At 71.4% G+C, this 16,327-nt stretch carries 9 protein-coding genes and 3 rRNA genes (1 of these 12 running past the window's edge); 4 read left to right on the top strand and 8 right to left on the bottom strand.

Going from position 1 to position 16,327, the window contains the following annotated elements; all coding sequences use genetic code 11:
• Positions 1–180 precede the first annotated feature (180 nt).
• Together ACSRUE_RS28095 and ACSRUE_RS28090 are read left to right on the top strand one after the other, a co-directional pair.
• The gene (locus ACSRUE_RS28095) at positions 181–1,776 is read left to right on the top strand and encodes a hypothetical protein (RefSeq protein ID WP_441286285.1); all 1,596 of its coding nucleotides are present in this window, start codon (positions 181–183) and stop codon (positions 1,774–1,776) included.
• 61 nt (positions 1,777–1,837) lie between these two features.
• Positions 1,838–2,590: an ABC transporter ATP-binding protein gene (locus ACSRUE_RS28090; protein WP_441286284.1), complete on the top strand. Its 753-nt coding sequence runs from the start codon at positions 1,838–1,840 to the stop codon at positions 2,588–2,590.
• Between the two features lie 169 nt (positions 2,591–2,759).
• Here ACSRUE_RS28090 and ACSRUE_RS28085 read toward each other — a convergent pair whose 3' ends face one another.
• Positions 2,760–3,686, bottom strand: a complete 927-nt coding sequence (locus tag ACSRUE_RS28085) for a lysophospholipid acyltransferase family protein (protein ID WP_437767325.1) — start codon at positions 3,684–3,686, stop codon at positions 2,760–2,762.
• 353 nt (positions 3,687–4,039) lie between these two features.
• On the opposite strand from ACSRUE_RS28085, the gene ACSRUE_RS28080 reads away from it, so the two are divergent.
• Positions 4,040–4,678: a response regulator gene (locus tag ACSRUE_RS28080; RefSeq protein WP_437767324.1), complete on the top strand. Its 639-nt coding sequence runs from the start codon at positions 4,040–4,042 to the stop codon at positions 4,676–4,678.
• An 87-nt stretch (positions 4,679–4,765) separates the two neighbouring features.
• On the opposite strand, the gene ACSRUE_RS28075 is transcribed toward ACSRUE_RS28080, so the two are convergent.
• From ACSRUE_RS28075 to ACSRUE_RS28065, 3 genes are all read right to left on the bottom strand, one after another.
• Positions 4,766–5,038 (bottom strand): hypothetical protein, encoded by a 273-nt coding sequence (locus ACSRUE_RS28075; RefSeq protein WP_441286283.1) that lies wholly within the window; start codon positions 5,036–5,038, stop codon positions 4,766–4,768.
• A 289-nt stretch (positions 5,039–5,327) separates the two neighbouring features.
• A complete protein-coding gene (locus ACSRUE_RS28070) occupies positions 5,328–6,803 on the bottom strand; it encodes a pre-peptidase C-terminal domain-containing protein (protein WP_441286282.1) in 1,476 nt (491 codons plus the stop codon).
• A 444-nt stretch (positions 6,804–7,247) separates the two neighbouring features.
• Positions 7,248–8,588, bottom strand: coding sequence for a hypothetical protein (locus ACSRUE_RS28065; protein ID WP_437767321.1), 1,341 nt, complete (start codon positions 8,586–8,588; stop codon positions 7,248–7,250).
• A gap of 725 nt (positions 8,589–9,313) precedes the next feature.
• On the opposite strand from ACSRUE_RS28065, the gene ACSRUE_RS28060 reads away from it, so the two are divergent.
• Complete coding sequence (locus ACSRUE_RS28060; RefSeq protein WP_441286281.1) at positions 9,314–9,628, top strand: KGG domain-containing protein; 315 nt, start codon at positions 9,314–9,316, stop codon at positions 9,626–9,628.
• A 247-nt stretch (positions 9,629–9,875) separates the two neighbouring features.
• On the opposite strand, the gene ACSRUE_RS28055 is transcribed toward ACSRUE_RS28060, so the two are convergent.
• From ACSRUE_RS28055 to ACSRUE_RS28040, 4 genes are all read right to left on the bottom strand, one after another.
• Complete coding sequence (locus tag ACSRUE_RS28055; RefSeq protein WP_441286280.1) at positions 9,876–14,765, bottom strand: Lhr family helicase; 4,890 nt, start codon at positions 14,763–14,765, stop codon at positions 9,876–9,878.
• A 531-nt stretch (positions 14,766–15,296) separates the two neighbouring features.
• Positions 15,297–15,413: ribosomal RNA gene (rrf, locus tag ACSRUE_RS28050) — 5S ribosomal RNA — on the bottom strand.
• 202 nt (positions 15,414–15,615) lie between these two features.
• Positions 15,616–15,732 (bottom strand): 5S ribosomal RNA (rrf, locus tag ACSRUE_RS28045).
• Between the two features lie 139 nt (positions 15,733–15,871).
• A 23S ribosomal RNA gene (locus ACSRUE_RS28040) occupies positions 15,872–16,327 on the bottom strand (it continues 2,551 nt past the right edge of the window).

The raw sequence follows: 16,327 nt of genomic DNA, 5'->3' as shown, positions 1-16,327 counted from the left end.
CGACACCAGGGCGCAGACCAGCGCAAACGCGCTGAAGGCGCGCCGGCGAACGCTGACGCCGCAAGCGCACGCCCGCACTGCTCGTCCCACGCGTGCACCTGGCTTCGCCGCACGTCGACACTGCAACGTTGCGGTGCGGCGTTGAGCGGACCCGGCGTGTTGTCGTAGTGTTCGTCCCCGATGTCCGCTCAGGTCCAGCCCCTGCTCACCCCCTTGCCGGCCGGCATGTCCATCCCCGCCGGCACGCTCCGCGCCGAGATGGAGTCGCGCCGCGCGACCGGTCGCCGCTTCGACATCCGTGAGGCCGTCGGCCTCGCCGTGCCGCTCTGCACCCAGCTGCACGAGCTGCACGCGCAGGGGCGGACCATGTTCGTGCACCCCTCGTGCCTCGGCCAGGGCGCGAACGGCACGATCCAGCTGATCGAGGAGCTCGCCCACACCCCTCCTCTCCTGCCGCGCGACCGCGCCTGCCTGGCGCCCGAGGAGCGCAAGGGCAACGAAGGCGACGCGCGCGCGAGCGTCTTCGCGGTGGGGGCCATCCTCTACGAGATGCTCACCAACAGCAGCGTCGGCCCGGGGATGCGGCGTCCTGCGGACGTGATCCCGGACCTGCCGCCCGCGCTGGAAACGGTGCTCGGCAAGTCGCTCGTGGCCGATCCGAAGCACCGCCCGGCGGATCTCGCCGCCCTCGCGCAGGCGCTCTATCAGATCGTCCCCAGCGCCTCGGAGCAGCCCCCGAGCGCCGACACGTCGCACCTCGATGCCGACGGCGAGTTCGAGGTCGACGTCAACCTCTCGATGATGCCGCCGACCGGGCACCAGGAGGAGGCGCGCGTCCCGTCGGCGCCGTCCGTGCCGAGGATCCAGGCGGTCTCCGGGGACGGACCGTTCGCGGTCGCCATCCCGGTCAACCAGCCGCAGCGCCTGCACGGCAACGATCCGACCCGCAAGCTCGCGGATCTCAAGGCCGCGCTCGAGTCCGATCCGCGGCCGCGGTACGTCGTCATCAAGGACGGCATGGACCATGGGCCGTTCTCGTCCGTGGAGCTGCTCCAGCAGGTCGCGTCCGGCTCCTTCACGGGGGATCAGGTGCTGCGCGACACGTTCTCCGCGGAGGAGCGAGCGATCCAGGACTGGGAGGAGTTCGCCCCGTTCGCCGAGCAGGCCAAGCTGAACCGGGACATCGTGCAGGAGAAGCGCGCGCTCGACGCCGTCGTGTCGGCCGAGAAGCAGGGCACGCAGTACAAGGCGCTGCTCGGCCTCGCCCTGATGGGCGTCATCCTCGCCGCGGGCGCGGGCTGGTGGTACCGCGAGCGCAGCCACAAGGAGCAGGAGCTCGCGGTGCAGGGCGCCACCGACCGCGTCGCGATCGAGGTCGACGCCGGCCTCGGCAGCGGCAAGACCGGACGCGCCGGGGGCGGGGCGCGGCCGAGCGGCGGCGGCAGCTACCCGACGCTCGGCGGTGGCCTGAGCTGCGAGGCTGCGCAGGCGCGCTATGTCGAGGAGTACAAGATGGGCAACAACGGCCCGGCCGATCTCACGGCGGGCGCCTACGGCAACGTGCTGAACCGCGGCACGTACCTGAATGCGTGCAACGTGCCCTCGAGCATGGAGGTGAACGTCTGCGCCGCGGTGCAGAACGGCCGCGCCGTGGGGGTCACCGTCACGACGAGCCCGTCGAACCCGAGCGTCGCTTCGTGCATCTCCGGGCAAATCCGCGGGATGTCGTTCCCGTCCCACCCGCGGCTCGACGTCGCCCGGACGACGTTCAAGTAAAGGAGGCCGGCGCGCCCTCCCCCGCCGAGCAACGAGGCCGGCGCGCCCCTCCGCGGCGACCGTGTCCACCCGACCGATGATCCAGATCGAACAGCTGACGAAGAGCTTCGGGGGCATGCCGGTACTCCGGGGCGTCGACCTCGACGTGCCTGCCGGTTGCCTCTACGGGCTCATCGGGCCGGGCGCCTCGGGCAAGAGCGTGCTGCTCAAGATGCTCACCGGGCTCCTGCGGCCGGATCACGGGCGCGTGCTCGTCGATGGGAAGGACGTCCACGCGCTCAGCGAGCTCGAGCTCCAGACGTTCCGTCTCAAGTTCGGGATGCTGTTCCAGAACAACGCGCTGTTCGACTACATGACCGTCGGGGAGAACATCGCGTTCCCTCTGCGCCGGCTCTACGATCTCAGCGAGGACGAGATCGAGGAGCGGGTCGCGGAGCGGCTCCGCGCTGTGTCTCTCGCGGGCTTCGAGGGGCGGACGCCGGCGGGGCTGTCCGGCGGCCAGAAGAAGCGCGTGGGCGTCGCCCGCGCCACGATCGCGCGCGGCGAGATCGTCCTCTACGACGAGCCCGCGGCCGGCCTCGACCCGGTCACGTCGCAGCGCATCTTCGACCTGCTCCGCGCCGAGCAGAGGGCGATGAACGCGACCGTGGTGATGGTCTCGAGCGATCTCGACCGGCTGCTCACCGTCACCGACCGGGTGGGGATGCTCTACCGCGGACGGCTCATCTTCGACGGCACCACCGCAGAAGCGAAGGCGAGCGACGACCCGCGCGTGAGGCAGTTCGTCCACGGGCTGACCGAAGGGCCGCTGTAGAGCGGCGCCGCGCCGCGCAAGGCGCCCTGGAACAAGAAACAAAGACACCAAGAGGACACGGAGAGAAATCTCTGCTCTCGATGTCTCTGGCGTTCCTCAGGCTCGCCTCCGCCTCTCCGCCTCTCCGCCTTTGCGCGGATCGGCCCATTTGCGGTCTCCGCTGTTCAGCTCAACCCGTCCCGCCCTCCGCCGGCGCGGCCGGGCCGTCGCCGGTGAAGTGGAACCACTGTGTCGGGTGAGCCCGGACGAAGCGCTCCAGGGCGCCCATCATCGCGGCCGCGGCCGCGTCCCGCTCCTCCTCGGTCGCCCGGCGGGCGAGCCGGATCGGCGGCGCCACGACCGCCTCGTAGTCGAGGAAGCCCAGGCGGTGCGTGAACACAGGCAAGATCGGCGCGCCGCTCATCGCGGCGAGCGCGATGGGCCCCTCGGGCGCTCGCCAGCGGCCGCCGAGGAAGGTGACCTCCCGGCTGCGCATCCCGGGCGGCGCGCGATCGATCTGCATCGCGACCGCGCCGCCTCGCTGCAGGTGCTTGAGGAGCGGCAGGGCGTCCAGCGGCCCATCGCCGATGTGCACCACCTGGACACCAGCGCGCTGCCGCGCCGCATCCTGGATCGCGCGCGCCTCGGCGTCCCGTTCCCGCTGCATCGCCAGCATGACGCCCGCCGGATGCACCGCGCCGAGGATCTGGCCGGCGATGTCCCAGCCCCCGGTGTGCGCGGTGACGATGATGACCCCCCGGCCTGCTGCAGCGCACGCGTGGTAGTGCTCGACGCCCCGGGAGCGCCGCACCACCGTGTACCCGCGATCGCTCGCGAGCAGCAGCGCCTCGGTGATGCAGCTTCCGTAGGCGGCGAACACCGCGCTGCTGTCGAGCAGGTCGACGAGGCGCGAGCGCGGCCCGCGGACGCGGCGGAGGTTCTGCTCGACGCGCCGGCGCAGCTCGGGGAGTGCGGCCGCGAAGAGCACGCCGAAGACCGGAGGGCTATGGCGCACCCAGGGCTCCGGCCCGTGCCTGACCCCCGCGGCGAGGGCACGGCGCCAGAAGGCCGAGTCATGGCGTAGACCGGAGAAGAGCGCTCCGCGCGGGCGAGGCATGCGGCAGCCTATCTACCGCAAACATAACGGCCAAGGGAGAGCCCTCGAGCGCGGGCCCCGCGCCGCCCAGGCGAAGCCTGCCGAGGGCTCGTCACGAGACGCGCGGGCTGCGGGCTCCTGGAGCGCATGCGCCCCCACCGAGGCACGACGCCCCGCTCGGATGAAACGACGTTCCAGGGCCATCGTCCCGATGTCGATTGCACTCCTGCGCTCGTCCAAGGCGCTCTGCGAGGAGCCCAGTCCAGCATCACAGGAACCGAATCGCCGTCGCCAGGCGAATCCTTACCGAGAAAACAGGTTCATGGAGCTCAAAGTAGTCTGTTACAAGGCCCTTTGACAGGGGGGCCTTCGACATGAATATCCTGCTCGTCGATGACCAGAACGTCGTCCGGGAAGCGCTGGCGTACGCGCTGACGTCGCAGCCGGGGGTGAGCGCGGTCGTTCAGGCTGGAAGCGGGCAGGAGGCGCGCCGAGCGCAGGAGATCCACCGCTGTCAGGTGGCGGTGATCGAGCTCGGCCTCGCGGACCGCAGCGGCGTCGACCTCATCCGTGAGCTCAAGGGCGTCGCGGAGCTCCGCGTCATCGTGCTCTCGATGCACCGCGACGAGTTCCGGGTAGCCGAGGCGATGCGGGCCGGCGCCGATGGGTATCTCTCGAAGCAGAGCCGGCTCGCCGATCTCGTGGAGGCGCTGCGCACCGTCGTCCGGGGGCGCACGGCTGTCTCGCCGGACGTGAGCGCCGCGATGGTGCGCGCGCTCCAGCGGCGCGACGCCGCCGCCAGGGGCGACATGGTGGCCGCGCTGAGCGACCGGGAGCGGCAGGTGCTCCGGCTGCTCGCGATGGGCCTCTCGGCCAAGGAGGTCGCCGCCCAGCTCTCGATCAGCGTGAAGACGGTCGAGACGCACCGGGCGCGCCTCTGCGCGAAGGTGGCGACGCACAGCGTGGCCGACCTGACCCGCCTCGCGGTGCGAGCGGGCCTCGTCGAGGCCTAGGCGGCGCCGTCGCGCGGGAGCGCCCGGCGAGCTCTGGGAGCTCGCGCGCCCGCCCTCACCGCGCGCGGCGTGCAGCGCGGCGCCGGCTCACGCCGCCGCGGTGGACGCCCGCGGCGCCGCCCGGAGCGCCGGCAGCGTCTTTCCGATGAGCGCCGAGCCGATGGCGAACCCGGAGAGCGTGAGTCGCATGTGGAGCACGTCCAGCATGCCCTGGCGGTGGAGCAGGGTCAGCGTGCCGCGGATATCCCGGCGGCGAACGCGCAGCCGCTCGACCAGCGTATCGAGTGTCTCGGAGCGCCCTTCGCGTTGAGCCATGGCCAGCGCCTGCAGGAGAGTTGCGGCTAAAATTTTCTTGTCCATGAGAGCACCCTAGGAAGGGTTCCCTTGAGGTGCCCAATTTTCGGCGACATTTTTTTGATAGATGTCGCTCGCAGATTGGACGATGGGCTCTCCTTACTCTGCTCATCCTGCGCCTGATACCCACCTCCCCGTATCGAGGGTTCGTCCGCGGTGGTGTCCAGGTCGCCGCCCGCAGGGGCGCGTCACGTCGAAATGACGCCCTCGATGGCTGCGAACACACCCGGTTGGGCGACCATCCGGCCAATCCATTCCAGCGAATGGCTCGGCGCGTCAGCGGGGCCCGCTCCAGCTAAGGGGCCGTGTAGGTCGCGCTCAGCTGATAGGTGCTGGCCGCGAAGCCGTTCACCGAGAGGAAGGCCCGCGTCTGCCCCGCCGGGACCGTCAGATTGCAGGTCTCCGCGGCGCCGTCCAGATACGGACGGCAGTCGTACGAGGTCAGGGTCGGCGCGGCGCCGAACCTCACGTAGAGATCAGGGTCGCCGGTGCCGGTCATCACAAGCCGGAGGCTCGTGCCAGGAACCACCGAGAGGGGCCCGTGCGACGCCGATGCGCCCGCCGCGAGGCTGCCGCGGAAGGCGGCCGACGTGGCCGTGCCGCCGCCGCTGCTGCTGGGGTCGCCAGGCCGGGTATAGGTCACCGCCACGTTGAAGGTGGCCGCGGTGTACCCTCTGACCTTGACGTACGCCTTGGTTTGCCCTGTCGGCACGGTCAACGTGCACGTCTCGGATGCCCCGGAGAGGTACGGGCGGCAGCTGTACGAGGCCGTCGTCGGCGCCGATCCGAACTTCACGTAGAGGTCGGGATCGCCGGTGCCGGTCATCACCACAGTGAGGCCCGTCCCCGGCGTGACAGCGAAACCGGCGCTCGATCCGATGTCCACGAACGCACCTGCGTTGACGCTGCTGCTGAAGCTCTCGGTCACCGTCGTGCTGCCGCCGCTGCCGCCGCTGCCGCCGCTGCCGCCGCTGCCGCCGCTGCCGCCACCAGCGCCGCCGCTGCCGCCGCTGCCGCCGCCAGGCGGGCCGTAGAGCGCCTGGGCGCCCTGGATGTCTCTTGCGGTCAGCGCGAAGTTCCAGTCGCCGGTGCCGTTGCACTGGGGATAGTGCATGACGGAGTCCGAGTCATAGGTGGTCAGCGCGCGCCACGCGTTGTCCTCGAAGCAGACGCCCGCCTCGGGGCGCGTGTGCTCGTGCCGAAAGCCGAGCGTGTGGCCGAGCTCGTGCCGCAGGGCGGCCTCGAGCGCGACGCCGGATACCTCGAGCTCCTTGAAGTCGATCAGCACGTTCCGCACCGATCGCGCGTCGTTGGGGAAGAACGCCCGCGCGATGTACTGGCCGCCGGAGTTCGTCGGCCTCACGTCGAAGACGACGTTGCTGTTGCCGGCAGTGCAGCTCGCGTCCTGAGCGCTCTGGTAGACGTAATCGACATCCGCGGCGCTCTCCCAGGAAGCCGTGGCGGCAGCCATGGCCGCCGCGACGGCGGCATGGCGCGCGCCGAAGGTCGTGCTCACGCAGTAGGTGATGCTCTTCTTCTGGACCGCCGACCAGACGACATCGCTGCCGCCGCTGCGTTGCACGATGAGGGCGCCATCTCGTACGTACGTCTCCCAGAACTCCCGGAGATGCTTGATGTCGGCGACGGACGTGTCGCCATCGACGATGTAGACACCAGAGCCAGGCTCGCGGAACGCGGCCCTCTCGAACGCCTCGAAGCTTTCCTGGCTGCTGGCGACGTCCTCGACCGGCTCGTCCTCGAGATTCGCCACGCATGCCGTAAGCGCGAATACACCCGCGGTCATTACGCCAAGCTTGTGGCTGACCGGGCCGCAGACACGCGATCTACGCGATCTACGCGATCTCACAGAGCGCATTGAGAGCTCCTTCCGCTCGAAAAAAATGATTCTTTGTTCCAGCGAAGAGTCGTTCGGCCGGCCGGGAAGATATATAACCTGACCCGAGCGGGGCAGGATCACCAAATCGTCATGAATCGATAAAAATGACGACGATACTCAAGCGCTGCAGCCATCCAGCGCACCCGATGACATTTCGTCGGCGTGAAATTTTTCCAGCTTCACAGAAACCGGCCCCCGCGACGGTGCCGGCCGGCGATTGCGCTCGACGGTGTCCGACCAGCAAGGCCCACCGCGCATGGCCGTCGGCGAGCGCCTTGGCGCTCCCGGACAGGCCCGGAAGCGCATCCGCGGGCGGTTTTACAGCTTGCCCCTGACGTAGGCTCGCTGGATCGTCAGCTTGGGAGGACCGGCGGAGATCTCGAACGCTTCCGGACGGCCGTCCGGAGCGAGGCTGCCCACGAGGCGCATCGTCTTCAGAGAGACCGTGACGGCGCCCGAGGCGTCGCGGAGGTACTGGACGTCGACGGGCTTCGTCGGATCGACGCTGGGCATGTACTCCTGCTGCTTCAGGTCGAAGGAGCCTTTCTTCTTGAGGAGCCGGGCGAGCGCCGAGGCGGTGGCGACGGGCGAGGCGAGCCACGCCTTGGCCGCCGGCGTGAACGTCCCTTGGACCTTCTTGCCCTCGACCTCTCCCGAGTACGCGTACTCGAAGTTCTTCTTCTGGGACAGCTCGATACGGTGGTTCGCCTTGCCTCCCGACGTCTCGATCCAGACGCCTTCCTTGATCTGCCCCTGAGGATCGATGAGCACGTTCGACGCCTCATCCTCGATGTGCAGCGATCTGGGATCACGCGGCACGAAGGTGGCCGAGCGGGAGAACCATCGCCGCTGGCCGCCCTCGTCCTTGAGCAGATCGCTCGTCTCGAAGCCGACAGGGACCTTGTCGAGGCGCAGGATGACGGTGTCCGTGTACTCGGGCTTCGGCGCGGCGCTCTTCGACTCGAACGAGTCGAAGAGCCCCTTGGCGAGCCGCTCGAACGTGCGGACATACCCGACCTCGTCATGCAGGCAGGCGATGGGGCGCGCCCTGTCCGCGTGCAGCGCGATCTTGAGCAGGCCGGCCGCCTTCCCGCCGGCGGTCGGGACGAGGTAGAGGGCCTGCACGAACACCGCGGGGCTCTCCCGGTGCACGCTCACCTCCCAGGGGACGACGCGAGCGACCTCCACCTTCGCAGGGTCGAGCAGCTCGATGAAGTTCCTTATCACCTCGCCCGAGTCGAGCATCGTGTTGTAGACGAAGCACTCGACATGGGTGTCCGTGCCGAGGGGGATGGAGATCGCGACGAGCTTCTCCTTCGGCTCGATCTTCGCCTCCCCTGCGCCGAACGCGCGCGCCGACCAGTCCGCGGCGCGGAGCTCCCGGGCGGGCAGCTCGCCTGCCTCGCGGGCGAGCGCCTCCTCGATGTCGAAAGGCGCCTTCGCCGCGGGCGCGGGCGCCGGCGCGGGCCCAGGGCCCTCCGCGGGCGCCGCGCCGCTGGCGCCGCCGCAGCCCGCGAGGAGCGCCAGCGAGAGCGCGACCAGGCCCGCGCCACGCGCGTGGCCCGGAGCACGGCCGCGCGCGCGGCGCGGCCATGATGTCATGTTCGGTGAGCAGAGCTGGCCCCCGTCGAGACGGGCCCCCTGGATCGCAAGCGCCATGTGAATCTCCTGCAATGTCGTCACCCCGGCCGCCCGGAAGCCTCGTCGTCGGGCCGAGCGCTGGAAGTGATGATGCAGTGCAACGAGAGCGGCAGCGGCGTCGTGTTGTCAAGACGCGATGCCCCGGCGCCGCAGCCCTTCGACGCCCCGCCGGAAGGCTGCCGTCACAGCACCGTCAAGGTGGCGCCTCGGCCATCCAGATTCAGCCATGTCACGGCAAAATCCCGACCGCACAAGAACCAGAGGGGCCGCCTGAGTGGACAGAGGGCAAGGGAGCCATCGGCGATGCCGGACGCTCGATCGTGAACAGCGGCGGCCGCGCAGGTGAACCCTGACCGTGAGCTCCTGTGTAGCGCGATGATGGCAGTCGTCTCGCTGGTTCGTTCGATCGGAGGAGAGAGACAGAGGGCGATCCGGACGACCGGCCACGTCCAGTGAGCCTGTCACGATGGAACCCGCAGACTGGGGCGACCAGACACGGCGGAGCGCACACTGAGACAATTTGCCACAGTGAACCCTCGAGGCGGCACCCCTGTCGACCCGATGGTCAATCGATTGTCCGGCCTCAACACATCGGCAGATTCGTCCGGGCTCCCCGGCCTGGCACCCGCGTTGCAGCATGGCCCCGGCACCGCCGGCACCGCCGGCCTGATGTGGCCAAGCAGCAGCAGGTAGCCACGGTCGTCGAGTGGCGTTCACGAGGCAATCCATCCGAGGAGTGATTCATGGGACAGACCAGCGAGAGCAAGCGAGGCTTCGCAGCGATGAACGCGGAGCAGCAGCGCCAGATCGCGAGTCAGGGCGGCAAGGCAGCTCATGAGAAGGGCACGGCGCACGAGTTCACGTCCGAAGAGGCGCGCGCAGCGGGCCGCAAGGGCGGCGAGGCCGTGAGTCAGAACCGCGAACACATGGCCGAGATCGGGCGCAAGGGCGCGGAGGCGCGGAGCCTGGCGACGAACGGCGAGGGCCGGAGCCGGAAGGGCCGCAACGGAAGCCATGAGCAACATGTGAAGGTGGACGAGCACACCCAGCAGGGCTGAACCGTCCCCGCGCGCCGCTCGGCATCCCCGAGGGCGCGAGGACCACGAAGAGCCGCCGAGGAACCACGAAAGGTCGCCCTTTCACGGCTGCTCGGCGGTCCTTCTTTGGCGCTGTCGACACGCGCGACGCCGCAGCGCTCCCTCCGCCGCGCCCGCCGCGCGGGCGACGGTGGGTGATGGCTGGAACGCAGACGCCAGGACCCGGGATCACCGGTTCGGAGAGGGCAATCCAGCCCCCGGCCGGTGGCTACGCCGATCCGTCGTCGATCCCCGCGCCGTCCTCGAACATCGCCGGGTCGTCGTCGTCGAGGTCGCTCTCGTTCGCCGGTTGCGCGCCGCCCTCGGTCGCGCCGGCGGGCGACATCCTCCATCCCCCCGCCGGAGGCCCGGAGGGCCATGAGCGGAGCCCGGGCGGCGGCCTGAAGCCATCTGCCTCGTCCTCCGGCGCATCGAGGCCCGCCGCCGCCGCGCGGCGAGCCCAGTCGGGCGCGTTCGCGGGCGGCACGTGCCGCGGCCGCCACCCGCCCCCCTCGGGCGTGATGGCCCGCTTGAGGTAGCCGTGCGCTCCGGAGGTGAAGCCCACGTCAGAAAGCGCGCGCGCGAGGGGGGAGCCGTGCGCAGGCTCGCCGTCGATCGTGGCCACGAGCACGGCGCGCCGCCGCCCCTCGTCGACGAGCGCCCCGAGCGCCGACGCGACGGCCCGGATCGCGTCGCCGCGCTCCGGCTCGGCCTCCGGCAGGAACGTGGTGAGGCTCCGCTCGGTGCGGCCCATCCAGGCGAGCAGCCGGCCGTCGCGCAGGATCACCAGGGCGCCCGCGGCCCGTTGCGGCCGGACCGGGCCGCGGACAGCGCCTTCGGTGCCGCCGCCGGCGGGCGCGGGCAGCTCGGGCCAGCGGACGGCGGCGCCCCAGGGGCTCGCCGGATCCGTGGCCGCGAGGACGAGCGTCCGCGGATCGTCGGACGGCTCGCGGCAGGCCCGGAGGCGATCGTCGGCGCCGGGCACCGCGAACTGCGCGGCGCCCAGCCCGGCGACGAAATAGCCGCGCCGCGCCTGACCGGCCTCCTCCATCGCGCGGAGCACGTCGTAGACGGCGGAGAAGCCGCCAGCGAGCCCCTCGACGGCCGCCGCCTCGCGCGTGAGCACCCCGTGGCGCTCGAGCAGCGCGCGGGCGAGCGCCGCGCGTCGCTCGGTCTCGCCGGGCGCGCCGGTGGACGCGCCGCCAGCAGCGCCGGACGCGCCGGGAGACGACAGCAGCGACCAGCGCCCTTCGCTCCCCGGCGGGCCGATCCGGCGCGCCCGCTGCGCCGGGAGGCCGCGGCCGGGCGCGGCGCGGTCGCGATCGCGCCGGCGGGCGCTCGATCCGGACGCGCGGCCCAGGGCGCGCAGCGGGGCGAGCGTGTCGTTCGTGACCTCGCCGGCCCACACGAGATCCCAGAGCGCGGCGAGCAGGTCCGCGCCGAAGGCTCCCGTCTCGCGCGACAGGTCGGAGAAGAAGAGCGCGCCGCGGCGCGCGAGCGCGGCGCGGATGCCCTCGGCGAGGGCCCCCTCGGCGCGGCCAGGCGGCGGGGCGAGGTACGGAAAGGCCTCGGCCAGGTAGAGCGCGACGCGGCCGTCGCCGTCGCCGACCGGCTCGACGCCGCGCCAGAGGACCTCGCCGGCCGCGCAGAGCGCGTCGAGATCGCCGGGCCGGTAGCCCTCGACGCGGGCGGGCAGGATCTCGGACTCCAGGGCAGAGGCCGAGAGGGGCGCGCCCTGGAGCTGCTCGAGCGCCGCGAGCAGGCCGTCGAGGCCGCGCCGGCGGCGGTGCAGGCCGTGCCAGTCGGCGAGGAAGCGGGCGTAGGCCTCGGGCGGGACCGGCTCGACCTCGGCGCGCAGCCGGGCCAGCGAGCGGCGCTTCAGCGAGCGCAGCACCTCGGCGTCGCAGAACTCCCGGCCGCGGCCGCCGGGGAGGAACTCGCCCTCGATCACGCGGCCTCGCTCGGCGAGGCGCGCGAGCGCGGCCAGCACCGGCGCAGGGCCGAGGCCGAAGCGCCGGGCCACGTCGTCGGCGCGGAAGGGCCCGTGCGTGCGCGCGTAGCGGGCGACGAGCTCGCCGAGCGGGTCCGCGACGGGCTCGAGGAACGCGATCGGCAGGCCGAGCGGCGGCACCACGCCGAGGGCGTCGCGCAGCCGGCCCGCGTCCTCGGCGGCGGCGACACGGCGCTCGCCGCCGATCTGGACCTCGATGGCGCGCCGGTCCCGGACGAGCTCGTCGATCCAGGCGGCGGCGCGCTCGCGGGCCGCTTCGGGCGGGGCGTCGTGAGCGACCGCGCGCCGGGCGATCTCGTCGCGCGTGAGATCGCCGAGCGAGAGCAGGAGATCGTGCGCCTGGTCCTCGTGCTTGAGCGGCGCTCGGCCGTCGAGGCGCTGGAGCGACGCCTCGAGGGCCAGCACGGCGTCCGCGTCGAACAGCTCGCGCAGCTCGGCCTCGCCGAGCAGCTCGCGCAGGCGGCTGTGATCGATGGTGAGCACCTGCGCCCTTCGCTCGGCGAGCGGCAGATCGCCCTCGTAGATGAAGTTGCCGGCGTAGGTGAAGAGCAGCGTGGCCGCGAACGGCGAGGGCGCGCGGACGTCGACCGTGACGACGCGGACCTTTCGGGCGGCGATCTGCCGGAGGAGATCCTCGAGCGCCGTGAGGTCGAAGACGTCGCGCAGGCACTCGCGGTAGGTCTCGAGCAGGATGGGGAACGAGCCGTAGCGCGACGCGACGGCGAGCAGGTCGGCGGCGCGCTTGCGCTGGGCCCAGAGCGGCGAGCGCTTGCCGGGGAACTTGCGCGGCAGGAGCAGCGCCCGGCCCGCGCACTCACGGAAGCGCGAGGCGAAGAGGGCGGTGTCGCCGAGGCCGCGGACGAGCAGCTCCTCCACCTGGTCGGCCTGCGGCAGGAGCTGCTTCGCGTCGGGGGGCGACTCCGACTCGGGCAGCCGCAGGACGATGCCGTCGTCGGTCCACACGGTGTCGACCGCCAGGCCGAGATCGAGGCGGCACCGCTCGGCGATGCAGGTCGCGAGCGGCGCGTGGACGCGGCCGCCGAACGGCGAGAGGAGGCAGATGCGGTGATCGCCGACCTCGTCGACGAACCGCTCGATCACGAGGGTGCGGTCGCTCGGGACGTCGCCCGTGGCCGCGGCCTGGTCGCGCACGTACCGGACGAGGTTCGAGGCAGCGCGCTCGTCGAGGCCGTGCTCGTCCGCGAGCGCGCGCTCGGCCTCGCCGTCGGGCAACGCGGCGAGGCGCCGCGCGAGGGCGCCGATGGAGGCGCCCAGCTCGGCGTTGCGCCCGGCCTGGTCGCCGCGCCAGAACGGCATCTTGCCGGGCTCGCCCGGGGCGGGGACGACGAGGACGCGGTCGTGGGTGATGTCGGTGATGCGCCACGAGGAGGCGCCGAGGAGGAAGACCTCGCCCTCGCGGGCCTCGAAGACCATCTCCTCGTCGAGCTCCCCGACGCGCCGGCCGGGGCGCGCGGCGTCGCCGCCGGTGTCCAGGAAGACGCCGTAGAGGCCGCGGTCGGGGATGGTGCCGGCGTTGACGACGGCGAGGCGCTTCGCGCCCTTCCTGGCGCGCACGGCGCCGCCCACCCGGTCCCAGACGATGCGGGGCCGGAGCTCGGCGAACTCGTCGGACGGGTAGCGGCCGGAGAGCATGTCGAGCACGCCCTCGAAGCTCGCGCGGGGCAGCTCGGCGAAGGGCGCCGCCCGGCGGACGAGCGAGAAGAGCGCGTCGACGTGGAGGGTGTCCATCGAGGCGATGGCGACGATCTGCTGGGCGAGGACGTCGAGCGGGTTCCTCGGGTACAGGGTCGCCTCGACCTTGCCTTCGCGCATGCGGGACGCGGCCGCGGCGCACGCGAGCAGGTCGCCGCGGTGCTTCGGGAAGACGATGCCGCGCGACGTGCCGGAGACCTCGTGCCCTGCGCGCCCGACGCGCTGGAGCCCGGCGGCGACCGAGGGCGGCGCCTCGAGCTGGATCACGAGGTCGACGGAGCCGAGGTCGAGGCCGAGCTCCAGCGACGAGGTCGCGACGATGCACGGCAGGAGGCCCGCCTTGAGCCGCTCCTCGATCTGCTGCCGCTGCTCGCGGGCGATCGATCCGTGGTGCGCCAGCGCGACCTCGGCGCCGGCGGTGTCGTTGAGCGCCGCGGCGAGGCGCTCGGCGAGGCGCCGGCTGTTCACGAAGATCATCGTGGTGCGGTGGGCGCGGACGAGCTCGACGAGGCGCGGGTGGATGCTCGGCCAGATCGAGCGCTGCGCCGGCTCGGCGGGCGCCCCCCTCGGGCCCTCGCCCGCGCGGGCGGCCTCGCCGAGCTTGGTCATGTCCTCGACGGGCACCTCGATGCGGAGCTCCAGGGCCTTCGGGGCGCTCGCGTCGACGAGGGTCACCGGCCGCGGCGCGAAGCGTCCGCCGGCGCCGTCGGTCTCGCCGCCGCCGAGCAGCCGCGCGACCTCGTCGAGCGGCCGCTGCGTGGCGGAGAGGCCGATGCGCTGCATCGGTCGCGGCGCGGATCGCAGCGCCTCGAGCCGCTCGAGGGACAGGGCGAGGTGCGCCCCGCGCTTCGTCGCGACGAGCGCGTGGATCTCGTCGATGATGACGGTCTCGACGGCGCGCAGCCGATCGCGCGCGGCCGCGGTGAGCAGGAGGTAGAGCGACTCCGGGGTGGTGATGAGGATGTCCGGCGGCTTCTTGGCGAGCCGGGCGCGGTCCTCGGGCGCTGTATCGCCGGAGCGCACGCCGACCTGGGGGACGCGGTAGGGCAGGCCGAGGCGCTCGGCCGCGGCGGCGATGCCGGCGAGCGGCGCGCGCAGGTTGCGCTCGACGTCGATCGCGAGCGCCTTGAGGGGCGATACGTAGACGACGCGGCAGCGCTCGGCGGCCTCGGGCTCGGGCGACGCCATGAGCCGGTCGATGGCGGCAAGGAAGGCGGCGAGCGTCTTGCCCGAACCGGTCGGCGCGAGCAGCAGGGTGGAGGCGCCGTCCAGGATGGGCGGGAAGCCCTGCACCTGGGCGGGGGTGGGCGCGGCGAAAGCCGCGCGGAACCACGCCTGGGTAGCGGGGTGAAAGCGGGCGAGCGGATCGGATGCGGGCGGGCGTCTCTTGGCCATCGGCGGCGCTTGCGCGGTCCCTGCCTGAGCGGGGGCTGCTGCGTGCGTAGGCAAGAGCCATCCCTCGCGGCGGGACGCGGCGCAACAGATCGTTCCAGCCGCCCAGCCGCGCCGGCGGGTGGGTCCACGCGGCGGGGGCGGGCGGGCGCTGGCCATCCGCCAAGGCGGGGACCTGGAGCTTGCGCATGGAACACCGCTCGGCATGTCTCCCTTCGGGCCATGCCACCTGGGACGTCACGTTGCGCGCCACACAAGGCGCGCCTGAGACCTCGAGCCTCGTGGAGGCCTTATGGCACCTCGGTCGGTGCTCCAGCGCGCCCGCCCGCCCCCGCCGCGTGGACCCACCCGCCGGCGCTCACCGAAGTTTGAAGGGGAACCGAGGCGGGCACGGGCGACCCAAGCCGGGAGGGGTGCTTCTCGGCGGACCGCCGATCCGACCCTCGAAGGCGCCGGCAGGTCGGACCGAGGGTCTGGATGGAAGGCAAAAAAAAACCTGCGCACAAAGAATCTCTGTGCGCAGGTTCGAAGAAACCCCGGCGGCGTCCTACTCTCCCACCAGGTTGCCCTGGCAGTACCATCGGCTCCAAGAAGCTTAACTTCCGAGTTCGGTATGGGATCGGGTGTGACCTTCTCGATATCACCACCGGAAACTTGCGGGCACGTCCATTCCGGTCGGACGTTCGGCAGGGCCCGCTTCTCGCGGCGCCCACGCCTTGCCAGCCGTGCTGGCGTGCTCGTCGGCCTGGTTCAGGCACAACGCGATCGCTGCTTGCCCTGGGAACAGCGACCAGCCGCGGTCTCGCGGCCAAAAAGCCTGCGCGTCGATTTCAGCGCGGAGGCTCAGAAAAAATCCCGGCGGCGTCCTACTCTCCCACCAGGTTGCCCTGGCAGTACCATCGGCTCCAAGAAGCTTAACTTCCGAGTTCGGTATGGGATCGGGTGTGACCTTCTCGATATCACCACCGGAAACTTGTGGGTGCGTCCAATCGGAACCCTGCGGAGCCCGCTCTCGCGGTGCTCTACGTTATGTTTACGCAGGGCCAGCTGTGTCACGCTGCTCGTCACCCGAACTCCGGGCGCGACGCTTCGATGTTTGCCTTAGAAGTATGGTCAAGCCGCACGACCTATTAGTACCGGTTAGCTCCGCCGATTGCTCGGCTTCCACACCCGGCCTATCAACCTCGTGGTCTACGAGGGGTCTTTAGGGGCCTTGCGGCCCGGGACACCTAGTCTTGAGGCCGGCTTCCCGCTTAGATGCTTTCAGCGGTTATCCGTTCCGTACATGGCTACCCGGCTATGCCCTTGGCAGGACAACCGGAACACCAGAGGTACGTCCACCCAGGTCCTCTCGTACTATGGGCAGCTCCTCTCAAGTGTCCTACGCCCACGGCAGATAGGGACCAAACTGTCTCACGACGTTTTAAACCCAGCTCGCGTACCGCTTTAATCGGCGAACAGCCGAACCCTTGGGACCTGCTCCAGCCCCAGGATGCGATGGGCCGACATCGAGGTGCCAAACCGCGCCGCCGATATGAACTCTCAGGCGCGATCAGCCTGTTATC

Origin of the sequence: Sorangium sp. KYC3313, from assembly GCF_052075895.1 — a bacterium.
Classification (GTDB): domain Bacteria; phylum Myxococcota_A; class Polyangia; order Polyangiales; family Polyangiaceae; genus Sorangium; species Sorangium cellulosum_B.
Note: the sequence above shows the minus strand (reverse complement) of the source record. Positions and strands in the feature narration are given on the sequence as shown.